Here is a 17,996-nt window from a genome sequence, read left to right as displayed (position 1 = left end):
GCGCCCCGTTCCACCACATTACGTGGTTGGGTTCGATGAAGCAGCTAGAAGGCTAAGGGTGCAGACAGGAGAGCGGCCGCGCCACTCGGCGCCCTGCTGCCAGATGACTTCAATACCCAACGACACCATGAGGTCCGCCAGTGCTTCCCCCACGGGTTCGGAGAACAGGGCCACCAGGGAGGGATCTTTGCGTCCGTTCTCACGGTAGCAAAAGTGCCGGTAGGCGAAGAGTTGCCCAATGGCGTCTCGAACTGCGTGCTCCGCATTCGCGCCTACCGTCTTCACCTCGACTAGCCAGTGGGTGGCTAGGCCGGTGACGGTCAGGTCGCAAGGGTGGGCATTGTTAGCCGGGAGGAGTCCGGCCGCCTTGGCGCGCTTGGCGAAGTCGTTAAGCAGAGCCTCGTGACGTGGCTTGCGGTCTTGGACATACGCCTTCATCCGCGCTCGGTAGTCTGCGGGAGTCTTAGGACGGAACGCAGGGGGTTTGGGCTTGAACTTCGGCTTAGCCTTGTCCGACCCGGCCGTCGTCTTGATGAGCCCCGGCGTGGTCGCCAAAATCTCTCGCTTGATCTCGACGCATAACGCGTACAGCGCCAGGAAGCGACTCAGGTCAGCTCGCAGCGTGTCCTCGTCCGGCAGCTTCGCCGGATCGTACTCAATCGCAGCTAAATTGCCCTCTTCGTAGCCGCAAGGCAGGAAGCGATTCCGCGGCGCCCCAAGCTGGATAACGTCCGTGAGGCCGGTCAACGCCTCCGCGCTGAGGTGCTTGCGCAGCAGAGCGGTCTCCGCCCGAAGTTCGGCTAGCGCAGCCCGGTCCTGCGCGACACCAGTAAGTCCCGCCTCCCCGGCGTTTCGCTGATGCTGCGTCGCGCCCTGGTTCATGGTCAGGTAAACCCGCGAGAGGTCCTGCCGGTACAGGTAGACGACATAGAGCCCTTCCTGCGCCGTGGTGGTTACGTTGCTGTCGAGGACGGCGATCCACGGCACGACGGGCAGGCTTTGGCCGGCGCCGCTGGCGAGTACCTTCATGCCCGACGGCACCAGCGCTGGCAACTCACGCCGGACCGCCTGTAGGTGCTGCTGCGCAGGCTGGTCTCTCCCTTGCGAGTGAACGTAAGCCTTTAACTGAACACCATGGAGCGCGTCACGTAGATCCATAACAACGGATACTAGGCAGGATCTGCGACAGCACGGCTCAGCCGGCCGCCCACCATCTCGGCGCTATCGGGTTCATGTAGCCACCTCTGGAACCGGGCATAGGCTCAATGACGGGGCTAGCCGGGGACTTCATGGGGCCGAGGCTTCCCTGCGTGCGAATCCCTCCTCCGCGCTCTCGGTGCCCTACTCCCAGCGACGCGGTTGGCGCTCGAGCCGCGCTGCCGCCTTGGAAAGTGCGCTAGCCACGCGGCCATGACTCCCACGCGTCTGCAATGATCTCGCTCAGCTTGGACCTTGCGGGGCTCCAGTTGAGAACGGTATGAGCACGGCTGACGTCAGCGATCAGTTCCGGAGGTTCCGGCTTAGGCGGTTGACGGTCGACGGCCACCCGGTGTCCGGTGACCTGTTCAGCAGTGGCTACCACGGTGGCCATGCTGGTTCCGATGCCTGAGCCGAGGTTGATGGTCTGGCTAGCACCTGGCACACAGACGGTCAGGGCGAGCCGAACGGCGGTGGCAACGTCGGCCACGTGCACGAAGTCTCGCACTGCCGCACCGTCGCCGTTAAGAGCCACGTGGTCAAGCTCCCCGGTGACCGCGCGCAAGACGTTCGGAATGATCCGTGCGCGGTCGGTGTCGGTGACGCCGTCGACGGCTCCAGCGATGTTGAAGGGCCGGAGGATGACCGCGCCGATTGCTCCGGTCAACGCAGACGCCGCGACCATTTGCTCAGCCGCGACCTTGGACGCCGCGTACGGGCTCTCGGGGTGTGGGCCGAGGTCTTCGGACAGTGCGCCGTGGTGCTGTGACCCGTAGACGATGTTGGTGGAGGCGAAGATCAGAGAGGCCGGTGCGGTGGTTGTCCGCGCGGCGTCTAGGGCCATGAGTAGATTCAGGGTGCCGGTCGCGTTGACGTCGAAGTAACCCAGCGGGTCAGCGAACGAGTCCCGACCGCTGGTCAACGCCGCAAGGTGCACGACTCCGTCGTACCCGCCCTCTTGAACGATTTCGGCGACCCGCGCACGGTCCCGGATGTCCCCCGTTACCAGCTCGACGCCGGACGGTGCGGTGCGGTCACCGCGGCCCCGGGTCATGACCGTGACCCGGTGCCCGGAGCCAAGCAGGTCGCGGGCTACGGCGCGGCCGAGGAATCCGAGGCCGCCGGTTACCAGTACGTGCACGTCAACTTCTCCCCAGGATCGTGCGGCGGTGTTCCCACGCGAGTTCGAGGCATCCGGCCGCCGCCGGTGCCAGCCGCCCGCTGGCGGTCAGTTCGTCGATGGTGTGCCGGGTGAACGGCAACGCCGAGGTTGGCCGTACCCGCCCGGTCTTGACCACGGTTCCCTCGGCGTTGGAGTCGACCATGTCGGCGAACAGGTGATCGTACGTGGGGCCGTCGTACGCGGCGACGGTCAGAATCTCGCCCCACAGGGTGAGGGCGTCGAGCGCGACTCCGAGGCAGAAAACCCGCACCCCGCCGGAGGCGTACGCGCGGTCGAAGGCTGCCAGCGGTTCCGTGCTGTAGTCAGCCGGTTCCCCGTCGCCGCCGTGCTCGGCACTGCCGAGGAATTCCTCGCTGTACTCCCGCATCATGTTGCGCCACAGGTCGAAGTCGGCCACTTGAGCGGCAGGCAGGACGCTCGATGGCTGGAACACTCCCGCCGGCATGATGTGCAGCATTCCCCCGGCTACGGCCACGTTGCCGGCGGCACGGTTGTGCAGCACGAAGGACGCTCCGTCGTCGTCTACCCGCAGGGTCAGCGTGTCGGTTGATGGCGCTGTCGGTCGACGGCTGGGCGTGAACGGGTCGCCCACGAGCCGCCGGAAGCCCAGGTTTCGCCAGGACGCCGGCAGGATGCCGCTCCCATCGCCCGCGACGTGGTACATCGCCATCTCATGCGCGAGCGCTTCCGAGACATCGACACCGCCGAAGTACGTGCCGGTAGTGAACGTGAGCGCACGGTCGGGCTGGCTCCAGTCGACTCCCGCAAGGTGCCACGCGAGCCGGTTCTCAAAAAGCCGGGGCTGTTCAACATCCCGCAGGGCGAGGCTGTAGCGCTGGTGTCGCCGCCCGTCCGACGCCAACGGCCGTACGCCGGCCGCAACGTCCTCCGTCCCGGTGACGAGGGGCGCGGTTCCCTCCGGGGCGAGCCCGATTCCGAACCTCGCCAACTCGATCGGAGTCGACGGCAACCATTGCGGCGCCGCAATCAGGCCGCTGTCACCTACGCGGTGCTCCACGTCATAGAGGCGCGCGGCCTCACGGGCGAGCTGCACCCGATGAATGTTCAGCTTCCGCCGGACCGCCCGCCACTCTTCCTGGCTGTCCTCGGCCTGCGGGTGAGACACCGGATCCTGGTAGATCGTGAAACCTCCGGAATCGTTCTCGGGACTGTCGCGCTGCTGGGGCGTGACGCGCTGCCTGGTGAGCCCGAGATCTTGCACAGAGACGCCGAAGTGCTCGGCGAGGAGTTGACGGTAGAGCGCGGACGGATACGTGATTCCCCGCTCCCACCTGCTGACCTGATTGGCGGTTACGGCCAGCCTCTTTCCGCGCGCCACCCCGAGGCGGTTCAACCCGTCCGCCACGTCCTGCTGAGTCTCGCCCGCCGCATCGCGGAGGTTGTACAGCGCGAGATTCGGGGTGGCATCCCTGGCGTGAGCAGGCACAACGGTCCTCCTTCGCTGGCGTAGGCACCCGCCGATACGCAACCGCGCCTAGTCGATGCCTAGTGGACTGCGGTTACCCGGCTGGTGAACGGCGTTCGGGTGCGCGTTCGGAACTGGTGTCCTTATCGCCATGACCGACATCGACCGCCATCCGCTCCACGGCATCCGCGAGCCGCCGCACCTCGGCGTGGAGCTGATCCAGCCGTACGAGCACCAGCGACGAACTGTCCGCCCGTCCTGCTTCCCCGCCGCTGTTCGGCGGTGTGGTGCCCGTCAGCACGGCACGAAGGTAGTCGTCCGGCCAGCCGAGAGCCTGAGAGATCGCGGCGAGCGTGCGCGCCGACCGCTTGCGGGTCGCGGTCGCCTTTTGCAGCTCACGCAGGGTGGCAACCGACACCTTGGACCGCTCGGCCAACTCCTGTTGCGACAGCGGCAAATCGGCCATCCGGCCGTTGATTGCGCTGGCCACAGCCTGCCAATCCTCCACCTGACGCCTCCCTGTCTGACTACTTGATCCGCTGATCCTAGTCCTCCCACCTCGTTGACATCGCACAACATCAGCGCTAATTTTAGCGCTGAAATTAGCTACACCGGCCGGTAGGTAGCCGGGGAAGGCAGCCCCTCACGGAGCTGCGCGCCCACGAGCCTCCGCGCAGTCGTTCATTGAGAACTTCACAGCAGAAGCGCCGCGTAGATCCGTCTGCGGCATCCCCGCCTTGAGCCACACGGTGGCCGACCCCGGTAGATCCCGGGCGAGCGGGGCGAGCGGGCCGGATCTGGCGCGCGGTTGCTTCTGCCTCTTGAACCTGTTCGCCCCGGGGTGCGGCCGATCTGGTCGCACCCCGGGCTTCCCTCACTTCATCGACTTACCGGAGGTTCCCCCGTGCGTACGCACCTTGCCCCCGTCACCGCCGAACCGACCACCGCCGACCTCGCCGCGATCGACGCGGAGTGGCCGCTGATCGCGGCCGAGCTGGACGTACTGGACGCCGAGATCACGCTGATTTACGCCGAAGACCACGGCGGCCCGTCCCCGCTGGACTGGCGGCGGTTGCGCCGGGCCGAGGCGCGTGTCACCCGCGCCGCCACCGACACCGCGACCCGTACCGACCCGCGCCGCGCGGCCTGATGTCGCGCATCCGCGCCGCCTACTTCGATCCGGACGGGGCGCGGTACGGCATCCCTACCTACTGGTGGAAGGGTGCCCCGCCCGGCTACGCCACCCGCCGTCAACTGACCGCCGCCGGCCTGCGCCCCGGCGGGCAGCCTGTCGCCGCTCAGGTGCTCTGGCGCGGCGTCGGCGGCACCCGCACCGCCTACCTGTACCGGCTCGACCTGGCCGCGCCGAAGCGCACCGCGACCCCTGCGCAGCGCGTCGCGATCGGCAAGGCGCTCACCGCCCGCCGGACCTGCCGCACCTGCCACCAGGTGCGGCCGTACTTCATTCCGCGTTCGCTGGGCGAGTGCCTGGCGTGCGCCTTCCCCCAGGAGGACGCAGCATGACTGCCCCCGCCAGCATCCACCCCCGCAGCATCGACGACCTGTACCCCGGCGCGCTGGCCCTGACCGACCAACTCGGCGAGGTCCCGTCGCGCAACCGGCTCCAGAAGGAATTCAAGATCGGCGCTCCCAAGGCCACCGAGCTTCGCGAGCGACTGCTCACCCGCACCGAGCCGGCTGTCAGCCCCGCGCCGGTCGCGTTGGACTACGCCGAGCCGATCGGCCCGAACCCGGCCCCGTTGCCGACCGCGCCCGAGCCCACCGCGCCAGACGCGTCGACCGAGCCGCGCCGGGGGTGGTCCCGCCGCCGTCCGGCCGCCGAGAAGTCGCCGCAGGTCCCGGCGGACGGACACCCGGGTCCGAAGATCCCACCCGCGCCGGCCCCGGCCGACGCCGCACAACTCAAGTCGCTCAAGCGCATCCGGTGGGCGGTCCGCCTCGTGCTCGCCCTCGGCGTGGCCGCCTCCATCGCCGGGAACGTGCTGCACGCCCGAGACGAACTCATCAGTCAAGTCATCTCCGCGTGGTCCCCGCTGGCGCTGCTGCTGACCATCGAACTCATCTCCCGAGTCCCGGTGCACTCCCGCCGCCTCGCGGTTGGCCGGTGGGCGGCAACCGCGCTGATCGCCGGCATCGCCGCGTGGGTCTCCTACTGGCACATGGCCGCCGTTGCCGCCCGCTACGGCGAGACCAACGGCGCGCAGTACCTGCTCCCGCTGTCCGTCGACGGCCTCGTGGTCGTCGCCTCCATCTGTCTGGTGGAGCTGGGCGGCCGGATCGCGGCCAACCACCGCAAGTAGCCCCGCCCGGCGGCACGGCCCCTGGCTCGCAACCTGTGCCGTGCCGCCGGTCCTCTGCCCATCCGTCTTGCAGACATCAGGGAGAGAACACCCATGATCCCCCGCCGCGCGGCTGCCGCGCACTCCCGAACCGTCCTGCTGCCCTGCGGCCGGCACTACGCCACGTTGTGGGGCAACGCCAAACCACCCACGACCTGCAGCGACTGCCCATCCCGCTAGCCCTGACCGGCTGGCACACCTCAATCGAGAGGACCACCGACCAATGAGCAACCCCACCCCCGCGCCGGCTGACCTGCCGATCGGCACCGTCATCACCCACGACGGTCTGAGCGCGCAGAAGACCCGCCCGGCCGACCGTGACCCCTGGCCGTGGACCTGTGACGGCGTTGCCTACCCCGACGAGTGGGCCGCCGCCGCCATCACCAACGGTGCCCGCGTCACTCCGCCGCCGGCCCGCCCCGCCCGCCGGATCTGGCACCTGTTCAACGTCCTGGCCCTGGCCAACCTCGTGCTGATGTTCACCGCCGACGACACCACGGGCCGCGTGCTGCACGCGGTCGGCACGGTCGCGTTCGCGGTGACCGCCATCGCGACCCGCCCCCCGCGTCCCTGACCCCGCCCGGCGGCGCGGCCTCACGGCCTCGACAACCCGGCCGCGCCGCCGGCCCTCAACCCCCGACCCACACGGATCAGATGGAGGAACACCCATCATGACGTCCCCCCAAGGAGACGACCGTTTCGACTGGCAGGCCGCCGAGGCGGACCTGACCGACCCCGACGGCCCGGATGCCGAGGTGGTCGACCTCGACGCCGCCCGCGCCCGCCGCGCCGGCACCGACGACCCCGACCCCGACGACCTCGACGCCGACCCGGGCGAGGGTGGCCCGGTGATGGTGGACAGCATCGACGCGCAGCGCCGGCCGCGGTTCACCCTCGCGGGGTTCCGCGACGCGCAGCGCCGGCCGATCCTGCCGGGCTGGCTGCGTTCGCGTTCCGAGTTCGCCGGCAACCTGACGTGGGCTACCGGCCTGGCCGGGCACGGCGTGCTCTACCACGGGCTGCGGGTGCCGAAGTATGGCGCGAAGCTGGCCTGGCGTGCCCCGTTCGGCCTCGTCCGCGTGGTCGGCGGGTACGGGCGGTGGCTGTTCGACCTGGAAGGCGAGCCGGTGCGCCAAGCGGTGGTCCGCGCGTCCGTCACGAAGCCGGAAGAGGCCAAGACGTACGAGACGCTGTCGCGGCGCCGGGATCGGCGGGTCCGCTGGCGCGGCCTCACCGCCGTGCTGCTGGCCGTGCTGCTGGTCGCTGGCCTCGGCGTGCTGCTGCTCGCGAGCACCGCCGTTCAGGTGGCCGCGCTCGCGGTGGCGGTGGTGGTGTTCGGGGTGCTCGGCGCTCCGGCGGATCGGCCGCTGCTCGACACCGCCGTGGTGCGTACCGACGCCGCGCCGCTGACCAGCACGGAGGTGTTCACGGCCCTGGCGTCGCTGCGGATTCCGGGCATCGACGCCGCGATCCGCCGGGGCGACAACGGCAAGCGGTGGTTCCCCGCGCCAATCGCGCGGGAGAACGGCGTCGGCTGGCGCGCGGAGGTGGAGCTACCTCGCGGCGTGGTCGCCTCGGCCGTGATCGAGAAGCGCGAAGAACTGGCGGGTGCGCTCACCCGGCCGCTGGGGTGCGTGTGGCCGACCGCCAACGCCGACGTGCACCCGGGCCGCCTCGTGCTGTTCGTCGCGGACAAGGACATGAGCCGGGCGAAGCAGAAGCCGTTCCCGCTGCTCACGTCCGGAACGGTGAACCTGTTCAAGGCCCAACCGTTCGGCACCGACCCGCGCGGCGCGCTGGCCACCATCACCCTCATGTACGCGTCGATGATCATTGGCGCGCTGCCCCGGTTCGGGAAGACGTTCGCGCTGCGGTTGGTGCTGCTGCTGGTCGCGCTCGATCCTCGGTCGTGGGTGCTGGCGTTCGACCTCAAGGGCACTGGCGACCTGTCCCCGTTGGAGCCGGTCTGCCACGCCTACCGGGCCGGTGACGACGAAGACGACATCGTGTACCTGGTCACCGCGTTGCGCGAAGTCCACGCGGAGATGCGCCGCCGCACGAAGGTGATTCGGGATCTGCCGCGTGACCTGTGCCCGGAGAACAAGGTCACCGACGAGTTGGCCAGCAACCGCAAGTTGGGGTTGCACCCGATCGGCATCGGGATCGACGAGTGTCAGCGGGGGTTTGAGCACCCGAAGTACGGCGCGGAGATCGAGGAAATCTGCGAAGACCTCGTTCGACGCGGCCCGGCCGTCGGGATCATGCTCAAGCTGGCCACCCAGCGCCCGGACGCCAAGAGCCTGCCGACCGGCATCTCCGCCAACGCGGTGCTGCGGTTCTGCCTCAAGGTCATGGGCCAGACCGAGAACGACATGGTGCTGGGCACCTCGATGTACCGCAACGGCATCCGGGCCACGATGTTCTCCCGCCGGGACAAGGGCATCGGCTACCTGGCCGGTGAGGGTGACGAGCCGGTCATCCTCAAGACGTTCGAGATCGACGGCCCGGCCGCCGAAGCGATCGTCACCCGCGCCCGCAAGGCGCGGGAGCGCTACGGCAACATCACCGGCCACGCCGCCGGGGTCGTGCTCGACACCACCGCCGTGCGCCGGGACACGATCCTTGAGGACGTCGCCGGGGTCATGGCCGAGGCCGAGCCGAAGCTGTGGTCAACCGTGATCGTGAAGCGTCTCGCCGCGCTGCGGCCCGACGTCTACGCCGGGTTCACCGCCGACCAGCTCCGCGAGGCGCTCAAGGCCCACGGGCTGAGCACGAAGCAGTGCTGGGGCGAGGACACCGACACCGGAGAGTCCGGCAACCGCAAAGGCTTCCACCGCGCCGACATCCTCACCGCGATCACCAAGCGTGACCGCGATGCCGGGAACGGCAAGACCGCGTAGCCCACGATCCGCCGCTAGGTCTAGCGGCCAGCACCGCTAGACCTAGCGGCACCGCTAGCGACACAAACATTTCCTGGCCAGCGCCCTAGCACCTAGCGGCGTCGGCTGCTCGCACCCTCAAAACGGCCTGTGGAGGCGTTCCGTGCTGACCATCGCCGCGCTAGCTAGCCTGACCATCCTCGGTTACGCAGCGTTTTACCTGATCAAGTGCTACGCGTCCCCGTTCGGCCGCTGCCGCCGCTGCAAGGGAGCCGGCCAGCGACCCGGGCTGATCATCCGCCGACTCACCCGCGAGTGCCGCCGCTGCGCCGCCACCGGCAAACGCGTCCGCGTGGGCCGCCGGCTCATCGAGCACATCCGCACCGAATACCGGGCCGGCAACCAGTGATGCGCCGCCCGCGTGACGGTCACACCGACTGGTGCGGCAAAGACCACCGCTGCGGCCTCGGCGAACACCGATCCGAAGAGATCGTGGTTGACGTCGCCGGCCGCTCCCGCGCCGTCCTCGTGCGGGTACGCACCGCCGCCGGCCGGGAACACGCCGAGGTGCGCGTCAGGGTCGCGCTCGCCCCCGGCGAGGTGGCGGCGCGGCGGCAATTGGTCGGGTTGCTCGGTGACCTGCGGGAGACCGTGACCCGCGCCGCCATCGCGGGTCGGCCCCGACCGAGGCGGGCCGCCTAATGCCCAGCTCTCGCCGCGATGGCCCATCCCCGCGTGACGCCCGGCTGTCCGGGTTGGAGGTCTGGCTTACCGGCACGCCCGCCGAGCTGGACGCCGTCACCGCCGCGCTGGTCGACGCCGGGCACCTCACGCAGCACGGCACCCGCCGGCCGCTGACCGGCACCGACGCCGGCCGCTACCGGCTCTATCTGCGCCTGAGCGTCACCGCCGGCCGGCAACGGCCCACCGGCACCCCGGACGCCTCCGGCGGCGCGCTGATCGACCTCGCTGCCGCTCGCGCCCAGCGTCGCCCGGCCTGACCCGATTCCCCCGAGCCTTGGGAGATGCCCCATGCCTGACCTGTTGACTGCCGCGCTCGCGCACGCCGCGCGCGGCTGGCACGTCTTCCCCCTGCGCCCCGACGACCGACCCGACGACCCGGACCACGCCAAACGGCCCGCGTTTCCCAACCGCTGCACCGCCGAGCACTGCCCCGGCACCGACCCGCGCTGCCGGGCCGCCGGCCGTCACGTCGGATGGGAGGAACGCGCCACCACCGACCCCGAGCGCATCCGGCGGGCGTGGTCGACCCGCCCCTACGGCATCGGCATTGCCTGCGGGCCGTCCGGGCTGGTCGTGGTCGACCTCGACGTACCCAAGCACCCCGACGACACCCCACCGCCACAGTGGGCCGGAGCGTGCGACGGCCTCGACGTGTTCGCCACCCTCGCCAACCGACACGGCGGCATCGACGCCACCTACGCCGTGACCACGGCCAGCGGCGGCAGCCACCTCTACTACCGCCACCCCGCCGGGCCGCGGCTGCGCAACACCACCGGCGACCGAGGCGGGCTGGGCTGGAAGGTCGACACCCGCGCCCACGGCGGCTACGTCGTGGCCGCTGGCAGCACCGCCGCCGGCCACCCGTACGCGGTGGCGTTGGACTGTGACCCGGCGCCGCTGCCCGCGTGGGTGGCCGGGCTACTCGCCCCCGCCCCGCGACCCGTCCACCGTCCGGCCCCGGTGGCGCTGCCGGCCGACCGGCGTGGCGCGTACCTCGCGGCAGCGATCCGCCGGCAAGTCGCCCACCTCACCGCCGCGCCCGAGGGGCAACGCAATCACGCCCTGTTCACCTCGGCCGTGGCGCTCGGGCAGCTCGTCGCCGGAGGTGCGCTCACCGACGCCGACGTGAGCGCCGTGCTGGAACCCGCCGCGCTGTCGCTCGGCCTGCCCGCCGGGGAAGTCGCCCGCACGATCGCATCCGGCCTGCGGACCGGGGCGAACAACCCGCGCACCCTCGCCCGGGTGGGAAGGGCTGCGGCATGAGCACCCGGTTGCAGATCGGCTCCGGCCCCGAAACCATCCGCGTGCTCAAAGCGGCGCTGGTCGACGGGCTGCTACCCGACACCTACGTGTCCGCCGGTTCCCTCGTGCACATGGAAGCCGTCTCCGGTGGCCTGGCCACCGCCGCCGACGAGGACTCCCCGCTGCCGGTGTCGGCCAGCATGGTCAACCCCGCCGGCCTGGCCGGGCTGCTCGCCGAACACGCCTACGTGTACCGGCTCAAGACCCGCAAGAGCGACACCGGCGACCCCGAGGTCTACGAAGACGAAGTGACCCCACCTCGGGACATCCTGGCCTCGGTGCTGGCTGGAAAGACATGGCCCGGGGTGCCGCCGCTGCGCGGGATCATCGGTGCCCCGGTGCTGCGCCGTGACGGCACCCTATTGCAGCAACCCGGCTACGACCCGGCGACCGGCCTCTACCTGGCATCCAAAGTGGCGCTGCCGCCCGTGCCGGACGAGCCAACCCCGGAGCAGGTAGACGAGGCGCGAACGTTCCTACTCGGCCGGTTCCTACGCGACTTCCCGTGGGCATCCGCGGCTGACCGGGCTAACTACGTGGCGCTGCTGGCCACGCCGATCCTGCGGCACTTCACCCGCAGCCTGACGCCGTTCGCGTTGATCGACGCCACCATGCCGTCGTCCGGTAAGACGATCCTCACGGCCGGGCCGGGGATGCTCTACGGCCAGCGCGTCATGACCTGGGCCTACTCCGATGAGGAACTGCGCAAGTCCATCACGGCGGTGCTGGCCGAGCAGGTCGGCGTCGTGATCTGGGACAACCTGGCCGAGGGCACCGTCATCGACTCGGCCGTGCTCGCCCAGCTCGTCACCTCCGGCGTGTGGTCCGACCGGCAGTTGGGTGCGTCGCGCAACGTCGCCACCGTCAACGACCGGCTATGGATGGCCACCGGCAACAACCTCCAGGTCGGCGGGGACATGGCCTCCCGCACCGTGCGGGTGCGCCTCGACCCGGACATGCCCCGCCCCGAGCTACGCGACCAACGCGGGTTCGGCATCCCCCACCTCGACCAGTGGATCACCGACCCGGCCAACCAACTCACCGTCCTATGGCACCTACTCGTGCTGGTGCTCGACTGGACAAGACGGGGAGCACCAAAGGTGTCCGGGTTGTCGATGCGGCAGTTCACCCCCTGGGCGCAAGCCCTCGGCGGGTTCCTCGCCCACCACGGCATCGACGGATTCCTCACCAACGCAGCCGATATCCGTGAGATCGACGAAGACGAAACGCGCTGGCGCGCGTTCCTCACCTGCTGGCACGACCGCCACGGCGGCCGCGCGATGACCGCCGCCGAACTCCGGCAAGACGGCGAACCCATGCACCTCGGCAGCGACGTCAACGACCCGTGGGACGGGCAGTTCATCACCACCCACAACGGCCGCCTACCCAACCCCCTGCAACTCGGCCGACTCCTGACCGGGCAGGCCGGGCGGTGGCGCGGTGAGCACGTCGTCCGCGCCGGCCGCAACGACCGAGGCGATCGGTCCGTGTTCTGGGTCGAACGCCACGAGGGGTGAAACCCGCTGAACCATCTCCGCATCTCCGCAACGCCGCACCGACCGCTCCTACCAGGGGAAACACTCTGCGGAGATCAGAACCAAGGGGACTATCGATCTCCGCATCTCCGCAACCAACTGCGGAGACCGCCGCTCTTTGCGGAGATGACCGCTCACCACCTCCGACCATCTCCGCAAGTATTCGCGCAGCTCACAGCCATGTTTGCGGAGATGCGGAGATGCGGAGATGGTTCAGCCCTTCCCGCAACGAGCGCCGATCACCGCGACCGACCCGCGCAGACCGGCCCGCTGAGAGCCCTTGAGCCGAACCGGCCCATGCCATCACCCCGGCCCGCTCGAAATCTTGGCTCTACGGCAATCTCAGCCGCCCGTTCCAACGGCCGTCATCGATTCGCCTGCTGTACCTAGCAACTGACCCTCGCCCGACGGGAACGCCCACCACCGGCGCTCTCGACTTAGCGGAACCACGGGGAGAAGCCGTGCCCACGCCAGAAATTCGCGTCGTCCTGACCATCGAAGAAGCTGCCCACCGCCTCGGCATCGGCCGTACCACCATGTACGCCCTTATCAAGACCGGCCAGATTCGCACCGTCACCATCGGCCGTCTCCGCCGGGTGCCGACGTTCTGCCTGGACGAATACGTGCGGAACTTGCTCGCCGAGCCGACCCACCTCGATCACGCCGCCTGACGAAAGGAGCCAGCCAATGGGACGCAAGCCAAACGGCGCATCGAGCATCTACAAGGGCGGTGACGGCTACTGGCACGGCCGCGTGACAGTCGGTGTGAAGGACAACGGGAAGCCGGACCGGCGGCATGTCCAGGCGAAGACCGAGGCCGAGGTGATCCGCAAGGTTCGCGCCCTCGAACGGGAGCGGGACAACGGCACTGTCCGGAAGCCGGGGCAGCGCTGGACGGTCGAGAAGTGGCTCACGCACTGGGTCGAGAACATCGCCGGCCCGGTGATTCGTACGAACACCCTCGACGGCTACCGGGTGGCAGTCCGTCGGCACTTGATCCCAGGCGTGGGCGCCCACCGCCTCGACCGCCTGGAGCCAGAGCACCTGGAGAAGCTGTACGCCCGGATGTTGGCCAACGGCAGCGCGGCCGGAACTGCCCACCAGGCGCACCGGACGATCCGCACCGCGCTCGGCGAGGCAGTGCGCCGGGGGCACCTCGCGCGGAATCCCGCTGCGCTGGCTAAGCCGCCCCGCCTCCCGGATACCGAGGTGCAGCCGTACTCCATTCCCGAGGTGCAGGCGATCCTTCGTGCGGCGGCATCGCGGCGGAGCAGCGCCCGGTGGGCGGTAGCGCTCGCCCTCGGGCTGCGCCAAGGTGAAGCGCTCGGCCTGAAATGGCCGGACGTGGATCTCGACAACGGAACGCTGACCGTGCGCCGCGCGCTTCTCCGGCCGAAATGGCGGCACGGGTGCGACGGGCAATGCGAGCAGAAGTTGCCCGGTCAGTGTCCCGACCGGGTGAACGAGCGGCCGGTAGCGGCGGACACCAAATCCCGGGCCGGGCGCCGTTCAATCGGCCTGCCGGATGCCCTGATCGGCCTACTCCGACAGCACCGGAAGGAACAAGACGCCGAACGCGAAACCGCCGCCCAGCTCTGGCGCGATGAGGGCTGGATGTTCGCCTCACCGACCGGCCGGGCGGTCCACCAGGCGACGGACTACGACGAATGGAAACGGCTGCTCAAGCTCGCCGGAGTGCGCGACGGCCGGTTGCACGATGCTCGGCATACTGCCGCCACTGCGCTTCTGGTCCTAGGCGTCTCGGGCCGCGCTGTGATGGGCATCATGGGGTGGTCTAACTCGGCCATGGCGGTCCGATACCAACACATGACGGATCAGGTACGCCGAGATATAGCAGAGCAGCTTGGTGGGCTGTTCTGGGGTAACAGCAGTTGAATGCATGCAGGTTGGGCCGAGAGGGCTCGGCCCAACCTGCATGAACTACAGAGTGCGTCTATTGCGCAGGGCAGAAGACATTCCCTTTCTTGTCACGACCCTTCTTCATCTCTCGCGTCGTCTGGTAGCGTTCTACATCCGAGAACGCATAAATTGGCCCGTTCGCGGTTTTGCCGAGGGGTTTAGGGAAGCCCGGTTGTCGCGAGAGTTGCTGAGCGCGTTGACGTGAAACGTTGAGATATGCGCCGATCTCCGAGAGGGAGACCGCGGGCGGCATTGGTTCGGGTTCAGACTCAAGATGCACCACCACAGATGTGGGCCGAAAGGCCTGTCCGATTCGTTGCCGTATCTCGGCACCTAGAGACCACGCCTCCATTATGGCCTCCTCGGGGTAGCTGCACCTAACACGCCGAGTGAGCAGGACGGCCGGCCTGGAGATTCGCTCAAACTCCACAACGGATAGCTTTAGTGCGTTAGTTGACGCCTCTAGCGCAGCGAGAATGGATGACGTTCGTTCGCACTCTATCTTGATGAGCCAATAGACGGCCGGCGTGGGCGGCGTCCGGTTACTCTTGGTCATTCGGCTACCCAGTGACTTAGGAATCCGTGCAGTATCGGAAACGCCGCGGCTGACATGAGGAGATCCCCGGTGCGGCGCTGGATCACGATGGCGCCCGCTAGGCATATCAAGCCAATGACCAGCCCTCGCACTGTGAGAGATTGCCGTCCTGCTTGTTTGCGCTTGCTCGTCAAGGGTTCCAGTGGGTGATGGGTCGGGGGTATCCTCACGGAGACTCCTTCTGCTGATCGGCGGTTGGGAGTATGGCGGCGCCCGAGGTGCAACTTGGGCGCCGCTGTCATTGGTAGAGCAAGGGTCGGCGTCAGTGGCGCACAGAGTGTGCGATTGATCGTGGGCTGAATGCTGAGTGACAAGAGCAGTGGGACCCATCGCTCTTGTCAATGACAAGCAACGCCCTTGTCGTTGACAAGCCGCGGGTCAGGCTCGGACGTTTGGTAGATCGGCCCGGAGCGAGGCGAAGGGACTTGCTCCGACTCGGCAGCGTCATGGTTGCGGACCAGGTCGAGGCGGCATCCTTGGCTACCCCGAGGTTGAACCAAACGCCTGGACCGGAAGGCGGCGTGTTCCGGCGGTGTGGCCTCCGAGGGCGACTGTCGGTCCGCGCCCAGGGGTCTCCCGGCGGCAGGCTGGGTGGCGACAGGTGTAGCTAATGAGACGAGGACTGAGACGAGGATGGCCGTAGAAACGACTCAGGGCCGGTCCCCGTGGGGCCGGCCCTGTCGTTCGTGCTGCTGAGGCGAGCGGAGGATACGAGATTCGAACTCGTGAGGGTGTAAACCCAACACGCTTTCCAAGCGTGCGCCCTAGGCCTCTAGGCGAATCCTCCGCGAGCCAGGATACAGGCCCGTGTCGGCCGGGCCACCCCACCACCCCCTGAAGATCGACGGGCGGTCGGGTAGGCTGGGCGTCACCTCCCGTGCGGCGGTATCTCGTGAACCTCCCCAGGGCCGGAAGGCAGCAAGGATAAGCGAGCTCTGCCGGGTGCACGGGAGGCCTTTTTGTCTGTGGGCCGGTTGATCCACTCGGCATCCGTGATGTCGCGGTGTCCCGGCCACACGGACACCGCGGTTTCCAGGAAGCCGAGTCGATCAAGCCCGGCGGCCGGGAAGCTGAGTCGATCAAGTCCGAAGGCCCAGGCGCCCCGGGGTGGTGGGTGGTCACCCGCGCCCGACCGGCGCAGAATGGCTCGGTCGAGAGGAGGCGGGACGAGTGACGCTGGCGCTCTACCGCAAGTACCGGCCGCGTACCTTCGCTGAGGTCATCGGTCAGGAGCACGTGACCGAGCCGCTGTCGCAGGCGCTGCGCAGCGGACGGCTCAACCACGCCTACCTCTTCTCCGGCCCACGCGGCTGCGGCAAGACCTCCAGCGCCCGGATCCTGGCCCGCTCGCTCAACTGTGAGCAGGGCCCCACCCCGGAGCCGTGCGGCAAGTGTGAGTCCTGCCGCTCGCTCGCCACCGACGGCGCCGGTTCGATCGACGTGATCGAGATCGACGCGGCCAGCCACGGTGGTGTCGACGACGCCCGCGAGCTGCGCGAGCGCGCCTTCTTCGCGCCGGCCAGCAGCCGCTTCAAGATCTACGTCATCGACGAGGCGCACATGGTCTCGACCCAGGGCTTCAACGCCCTGCTCAAGCTGGTCGAGGAGCCTCCGGAGTACGTCAAGTTCATCTTCGCGACCACCGAACCGGAGAAGGTCCTCGGCACGATCCGCTCGCGGACCCACCACTACCCGTTCCGGCTGATCCCGCCGAAGGTGCTCCGCCCGTACCTGGAGCAACTCACCCAGGCCGAGGGCGTCTCCGTCGAACCGGCGGTCTTCCCGCTGGTGGTCCGCGCCGGTGGCGGCAGCGCCCGCGACAGCCTCTCCGTGCTCGACCAGCTCATCGCCGGGGCCGGTCCGGAGGGTGTCAGCTACGCACGGGCCGCCGCCCTGCTCGGGGTCACCGACGCCGCGTTGATCGACGAGATGTGCGACGCGCTGGCCGCCGGGGACGGCGCCGCCGCGTACGCCACCGTCGACCGGGTGGCCGAGGCCGGGCACGACCCGCGCCGGTTCGCCTCCGACCTGCTGGAACGGCTGCGCGACCTGATCGTGATCCAGCAGGTGCCGGACGCCGCCGCGAAGGGCCTGATCGACGGGCCGGCCGACCAGATCGAGCGGATGGCCGCCCAGGCTTCGCAACTCGGCCCGGCCACGCTCTCCCGCTGCGCCGACATCGTGCACGACGGCCTGGTGGAGATGCGCGGCACCACCGCGCCCCGCCTCCTGCTGGAGCTGATCTGCGCCCGGATGCTGCTGCCCGGCGTGGACGACTCCACCGGCGGCCTGCTCCAGCGCCTGGAGCGGATGGAACGTCGGCTCACCCTGGGCGCCACCGACGCGCCCAACAACCCAGGGGTACGCCCAGAGCCAGCCACCCCGGTCCCGGCTGCCGCCACCCCGGCACCCGCGAACGCCCCGACCTCCGCACCGCCGTGGGCGGTCGATTCGGCGGCGTCCCCGACCCAGAGCGCTGCGGGCGCTCCCGCCCCGGCTGCCTCGGTCACCGGGGCACCCGCCGCGCACGTTCCGACCTCCGGTGCTCCGGCCTCGTACGTCTCGGCGGCCGATTCGCCGATCCCGGCTTCCCCGGGCGCGTCGACCGGGTCGGGCCCGGCTGACCAGGCCGTACCCGTCTCGCCCGCCGGGCCGGCCCCGCGTCGCGTGGTGCCACCGTCGGCGGTGCTGCCCGACCCGGCCACGCCCGCGCCGGCCCGACCGGGCGCGCCGGCCGCCGCGCTGGACGCGGTCGCGGTCCGCCGCGTCTGGCCCGACGTGGTCGGCAAGGTCAACCGGACCAACAAGCGGATCGCCGCCCTGATGCGGGACGCGGTCGTCCGCGAACTCGACTG

The 17,996-nt window shown here is 69.3% G+C and carries 17 protein-coding genes, 1 tRNA gene and 1 other RNA gene; 14 read left to right on the top strand and 5 right to left on the bottom strand.

Annotated features, from left to right (window positions below):
• Positions 1-18: 18 nt before the first annotated feature.
• The 4 genes from PSH25_RS29580 to PSH25_RS29565 all read right to left on the bottom strand — a co-directional run bounded on the left by PSH25_RS29580 (position 19) and on the right by PSH25_RS29565 (position 4,314).
• A complete protein-coding gene (locus PSH25_RS29580) occupies positions 19-1,158 on the bottom strand; it encodes an MrcB family domain-containing protein (RefSeq protein ID WP_238662135.1) in 1,140 nt (379 codons plus the stop codon).
• Positions 1,159-1,396: 238 nt separating this feature from the next.
• Positions 1,397-2,338, bottom strand: a complete 942-nt coding sequence (locus tag PSH25_RS29575) for an NAD-dependent epimerase/dehydratase family protein (RefSeq protein WP_238662134.1) — start codon at positions 2,336-2,338, stop codon at positions 1,397-1,399.
• Position 2,339: 1 nt separating this feature from the next.
• Complete coding sequence (locus PSH25_RS29570; RefSeq protein ID WP_238662133.1) at positions 2,340-3,827, bottom strand: helix-turn-helix transcriptional regulator; 1,488 nt, start codon at positions 3,825-3,827, stop codon at positions 2,340-2,342.
• Between the two features lie 73 nt (positions 3,828-3,900).
• On the bottom strand, positions 3,901-4,314 hold the full coding sequence (locus PSH25_RS29565; RefSeq protein ID WP_238662132.1) for a helix-turn-helix domain-containing protein: 414 nt from the start codon (positions 4,312-4,314) through the stop codon (positions 3,901-3,903).
• A 396-nt stretch (positions 4,315-4,710) separates the two neighbouring features.
• Between PSH25_RS29565 and PSH25_RS29560 the strand changes: the two genes are divergently transcribed.
• From PSH25_RS29560 to PSH25_RS29505, 12 genes are all read left to right on the top strand, one after another.
• Positions 4,711-4,956: a DUF6284 family protein gene (locus PSH25_RS29560; RefSeq protein WP_238662131.1), complete on the top strand. Its 246-nt coding sequence runs from the start codon at positions 4,711-4,713 to the stop codon at positions 4,954-4,956.
• The gene (locus tag PSH25_RS29555; protein ID WP_238662130.1) at positions 4,956-5,330 is read left to right on the top strand and encodes an RRQRL motif-containing zinc-binding protein; all 375 of its coding nucleotides are present in this window, start codon (positions 4,956-4,958) and stop codon (positions 5,328-5,330) included. The genes PSH25_RS29560 and PSH25_RS29555 overlap by 1 nt, the downstream gene beginning before the upstream one ends.
• Positions 5,327-6,127 carry a DUF2637 domain-containing protein gene (locus PSH25_RS29550; protein ID WP_238662129.1) on the top strand — a complete coding sequence of 267 codons (801 nt, stop codon included), beginning with the start codon at positions 5,327-5,329 and terminating at the stop codon, positions 6,125-6,127. Before PSH25_RS29555 ends, PSH25_RS29550 begins: the two co-directional genes overlap by 4 nt.
• Before the next feature lie 262 nt (positions 6,128-6,389).
• Entirely contained in the window at positions 6,390-6,740 is a 351-nt protein-coding gene (locus PSH25_RS29545) for a hypothetical protein (RefSeq protein ID WP_238662128.1), read from the top strand.
• Positions 6,741-6,837: 97 nt separating this feature from the next.
• Entirely contained in the window at positions 6,838-9,066 is a 2,229-nt protein-coding gene (locus tag PSH25_RS29540) for a cell division protein FtsK (RefSeq protein WP_238662127.1), read from the top strand.
• A 142-nt stretch (positions 9,067-9,208) separates the two neighbouring features.
• Positions 9,209-9,454, top strand: coding sequence for a hypothetical protein (locus tag PSH25_RS29535; protein WP_238662126.1), 246 nt, complete (start codon positions 9,209-9,211; stop codon positions 9,452-9,454).
• Positions 9,454-9,747 (top strand): hypothetical protein, encoded by a 294-nt coding sequence (locus PSH25_RS29530; RefSeq protein WP_238662125.1) that lies wholly within the window; start codon positions 9,454-9,456, stop codon positions 9,745-9,747. The genes PSH25_RS29535 and PSH25_RS29530 overlap by 1 nt, the downstream gene beginning before the upstream one ends.
• The gene (locus tag PSH25_RS29525) at positions 9,747-10,046 is read left to right on the top strand and encodes a hypothetical protein (protein ID WP_238662124.1); all 300 of its coding nucleotides are present in this window, start codon (positions 9,747-9,749) and stop codon (positions 10,044-10,046) included. The genes PSH25_RS29530 and PSH25_RS29525 overlap by 1 nt, the downstream gene beginning before the upstream one ends.
• Before the next feature lie 31 nt (positions 10,047-10,077).
• The gene (locus tag PSH25_RS29520; RefSeq protein WP_238662123.1) at positions 10,078-11,052 is read left to right on the top strand and encodes a bifunctional DNA primase/polymerase; all 975 of its coding nucleotides are present in this window, start codon (positions 10,078-10,080) and stop codon (positions 11,050-11,052) included.
• Positions 11,049-12,608, top strand: a complete 1,560-nt coding sequence (locus PSH25_RS29515; protein ID WP_238662122.1) for a hypothetical protein — start codon at positions 11,049-11,051, stop codon at positions 12,606-12,608. Before PSH25_RS29520 ends, PSH25_RS29515 begins: the two co-directional genes overlap by 4 nt.
• 479 nt (positions 12,609-13,087) lie before the next feature.
• The gene (locus tag PSH25_RS29510) at positions 13,088-13,297 is read left to right on the top strand and encodes a helix-turn-helix domain-containing protein (protein ID WP_238662121.1); all 210 of its coding nucleotides are present in this window, start codon (positions 13,088-13,090) and stop codon (positions 13,295-13,297) included.
• A 16-nt stretch (positions 13,298-13,313) separates the two neighbouring features.
• Positions 13,314-14,522 (top strand): tyrosine-type recombinase/integrase, encoded by a 1,209-nt coding sequence (locus PSH25_RS29505; protein WP_238662120.1) that lies wholly within the window; start codon positions 13,314-13,316, stop codon positions 14,520-14,522.
• Between the two features lie 1,321 nt (positions 14,523-15,843).
• Here the strand turns inward: PSH25_RS29505 and PSH25_RS29500 are convergent.
• Positions 15,844-15,928, bottom strand: a tRNA-Ser gene (locus PSH25_RS29500).
• Between the two features lie 82 nt (positions 15,929-16,010).
• On the opposite strand from PSH25_RS29500, the gene ffs reads away from it, so the two are divergent.
• Both ffs and PSH25_RS29490 read left to right on the top strand, forming a co-directional pair.
• Positions 16,011-16,100, top strand: an RNA gene (gene ffs, locus PSH25_RS29495) — signal recognition particle sRNA small type.
• A 211-nt stretch (positions 16,101-16,311) separates the two neighbouring features.
• Positions 16,312-17,996 (top strand): DNA polymerase III subunit gamma and tau (locus tag PSH25_RS29490; protein ID WP_238662119.1); only part of this gene is annotated, 1,685 nt, incomplete at its 3' end.

Origin of the sequence: Micromonospora foliorum, from assembly GCF_022229015.1 — a bacterium.
Classification (GTDB): Bacteria; Actinomycetota; Actinomycetes; order Mycobacteriales; family Micromonosporaceae; genus Micromonospora; species Micromonospora foliorum.
The sequence above is the reverse complement of the archived record's forward strand: the minus strand, read 5'-3'. Positions and strand labels throughout refer to the sequence as shown.

What these genes read in the sequence shown, in the direction of transcription:
- PSH25_RS29580 (WP_238662135.1), bottom strand. Translation starts at nt 1,158, where the DNA reads ATGGATCTACGTGACGCGCTCCATGGTGTTCAGTTAAAGGCTTACGTT.
- PSH25_RS29555 (WP_238662130.1), top strand. Translation starts at nt 4,956, where the DNA reads ATGTCGCGCATCCGCGCCGCCTACTTCGATCCGGACGGGGCGCGGTAC.
- PSH25_RS29550 (WP_238662129.1), top strand. Translation starts at nt 5,327, where the DNA reads ATGACTGCCCCCGCCAGCATCCACCCCCGCAGCATCGACGACCTGTAC.
- PSH25_RS29545 (WP_238662128.1), top strand. Translation starts at nt 6,390, where the DNA reads ATGAGCAACCCCACCCCCGCGCCGGCTGACCTGCCGATCGGCACCGTC.
- PSH25_RS29540 (WP_238662127.1), top strand. Translation starts at nt 6,838, where the DNA reads ATGACGTCCCCCCAAGGAGACGACCGTTTCGACTGGCAGGCCGCCGAG.
- PSH25_RS29530 (WP_238662125.1), top strand. Translation starts at nt 9,454, where the DNA reads ATGCGCCGCCCGCGTGACGGTCACACCGACTGGTGCGGCAAAGACCAC.
- PSH25_RS29525 (WP_238662124.1), top strand. Translation starts at nt 9,747, where the DNA reads ATGCCCAGCTCTCGCCGCGATGGCCCATCCCCGCGTGACGCCCGGCTG.
- PSH25_RS29520 (WP_238662123.1), top strand. Translation starts at nt 10,078, where the DNA reads ATGCCTGACCTGTTGACTGCCGCGCTCGCGCACGCCGCGCGCGGCTGG.
- PSH25_RS29515 (WP_238662122.1), top strand. Translation starts at nt 11,049, where the DNA reads ATGAGCACCCGGTTGCAGATCGGCTCCGGCCCCGAAACCATCCGCGTG.
- PSH25_RS29505 (WP_238662120.1), top strand. Translation starts at nt 13,314, where the DNA reads ATGGGACGCAAGCCAAACGGCGCATCGAGCATCTACAAGGGCGGTGAC.